A 2,500-nucleotide genomic window follows, 5' to 3' on the forward strand; every position below is an offset into this window, starting at 1 on the left:
GCAAATTGCACGCGTAACTTCGGAAGAAGCGTGACCCTTTTCCACGCAAGTGGAGGAGGGTGGCACAGACCAGGGGGTAGCGACTGTTTATCAAAAACACAGGGCTCTGCGAAGTCGCAAGACGACGTATAGGGTCTGACGCCTGCCCGGTGCTGGAAGGTTAAGAGGAGGGGTGCAAGCTCTGAATCGAAGCCCCAGTAAACGGCGGCCGTAACTATAACGGTCCTAAGGTAGCGAAATTCCTTGTCGGGTAAGTTCCGACCTGCACGAATGGCGTAACGACTTCCCCGCTGTCTCCAGCATAGACTCAGTGAAATTGAATTCCCCGTGAAGATGCGGGGTTCCTGCGGTTAGACGGAAAGACCCCGTGCACCTTTACTATAGCTTTACATTGGCATTCGTAGTGGCATGTGTAGGATAGGTGGTAGGCTTTGAAACCTGGGCGCCAGCTCAGGTGGAGCCACCCTTGAAATACCACCCTTATCACTATGGATGTCTAACCGCGGCCCGTTATCCGGGTCCGGGACAATGTATGGTGGGTAGTTTGACTGGGGCGGTCGCCTCCTAAAGAGTAACGGAGGCGCGCGATGGTGGGCTCAGAACGGTCGGAAATCGTTCGCTGAGTGCAATGGCATAAGCCTGCCTGACTGCGAGACTGACAAGTCGAGCAGAGACGAAAGTCGGTCATAGTGATCCGGTGGTCCCGCGTGGAAGGGCCATCGCTCAACGGATAAAAGGTACGCCGGGGATAACAGGCTGATGACCCCCAAGAGTCCATATCGACGGGGTTGTTTGGCACCTCGATGTCGACTCATCGCATCCTGGGGCTGGAGCAGGTCCCAAGGGTATGGCTGTTCGCCATTTAAAGCGGTACGTGAGTTGGGTTCAGAACGTCGTGAGACAGTTCGGTCCCTATCTGCCGTGGGTGTAGGAATATTGAAAGGATCTGTCCCTAGTACGAGAGGACCGGGATGGACGGATCTCTGGTGGACCTGTTGTGGCGCCAGCCGCATAGCAGGGTAGCTATATCCGGACGGGATAACCGCTGAAGGCATCTAAGCGGGAAACCCACCTTAAAACGAGTATTCCCTGAGAACCGTGGAAGACGACCACGTTGATAGGCCGGGTGTGGAAGAGCGGCAACGCTTGAAGCTTACCGGTACTAATAGTTCGATCGGCTTGATCGTTCTCATTCCTAATATCCATTTGAAGTCAAATGGTCTGACCAGCGCTCACGCATGAGCGGCCCTTACGGGCCTAAGCTTAAGCGAGGGCGCCGGACGACCGGCGACGCGCAGTCGCGCTTGCGGGCTTTGCCCGGAAGCAAACTGCGGATGTCGCTCAGGCACAAAAAGACAGGTGAAGAGCAGTGAGCCAATGGCGAATAGGTATCCCCTACTCACTATTCGCTACTCACTATTCCCTATTCCAGCTTCTCGAATAACGTGCGTTTTGCCGACCTGGTGGTTATGGCGGAGCGGCTGCACCCGATCCCATTCCGAACTCGGCCGTGAAACGCTCCAGCGCTGATGGTACTTCGTCTCAAGACGCGGGAGAGTAGGTCGCTGCCAGGTCTGCAAAACGCACGTTCAAACTCTCATCCAATCGGATGACCGTGAAATCTTCTCTGCACTTCGTTCGATGCATGTCGTTGCCCCAAAACCGCTAACTCTTTTGGGCAACATCCATAAAGGCCCGCCAAGGGATCCCGGGCCGCTCTAAGCGGCCCTTTCATTTGGTGGAGACAGAATACCGCAATCGCCAAATAAAACGGCGATCGCAAATACCGCAATCGCCACAAGGCGATCATGGTGGTGACGCGGGGTGGAGCAGCCCGGTAGCTCGTCAGGCTCATAACCTGAAGGTCACAGGTTCAAATCCTGTCCCCGCAACCAAACAAAAACGGCCCGCCTGGCTCTATGCCGGCGGGCCGTTCGCGTTCCGATCTCTCCGCACAGAAATTCGAACCCATCAGCCCCCAAACCAAGCCAACAAAACCTCACAAAGAAAACGGCCGCCAGAGTCCAAATCGGCGGACCGTTGCCTATCCGGATCGCCGTGGAGTCGATCCACTCTGTTCAGGACCCGCAAAAAGGCGCCGCCGACGCGCGGGACAAATCAAATCAGCGAAGGCCATGGGGACGGGGTTCAAGATCGATGGCCGCCAAGCATGAACAGATTGGCCGGTTGGGCTTTAACTCAGCTGGTCTCCTCACACGCTTTCGGATGCCGGTAGCACGGGCTGCGGCCCTCCGCTCCACAGAACTGTCCCAATCGTTATTTCAATTCTGCCGGATCGGGTGACCCCGCTTGAGCGCGTGGTGACGGTGAAACGCGTTCGAGGCGGCAGAATGCTCCTCTGCCACATAATATCTTCCAGGAGGTGCCATGCCCAATTACGCTTTGAACGACCACCATGAGCAATTCATCAAGCGGCAACTCGAATCAGACCGCTACAACAATGCCAGCGAGGTTGTCCGCGCCGGCCTACGCATGCTCG

Annotated in this window: 1 tRNA gene, 2 rRNA genes and 1 pseudogene (2 of these 4 cut by a window edge); all 4 read left to right on the forward strand. The window is 56.2% G+C overall.

What is annotated here, in order from left to right:
- Window positions 1–1,187, forward strand: a 23S ribosomal RNA gene (locus MESAU_RS08305) (it extends 1,645 nt beyond the left edge of the window).
- Window positions 1,188–1,459: 272 nt separating this feature from the next.
- Window positions 1,460–1,574, forward strand: a 5S ribosomal RNA gene (gene rrf / locus MESAU_RS08310).
- Between the two features lie 244 nt (window positions 1,575–1,818).
- Window positions 1,819–1,895, forward strand: a tRNA-Met gene (locus tag MESAU_RS08315).
- Window positions 1,896–2,388: 493 nt separating this feature from the next.
- A pseudogene (locus tag MESAU_RS08320) lies at window positions 2,389–2,500 on the forward strand (type II toxin-antitoxin system ParD family antitoxin); it runs 149 nt beyond the window's last position.

The organism is Mesorhizobium australicum WSM2073 (assembly GCF_000230995.2).
GTDB classification, from domain to species: Bacteria; Pseudomonadota; Alphaproteobacteria; order Rhizobiales; family Rhizobiaceae; genus Mesorhizobium; species Mesorhizobium australicum.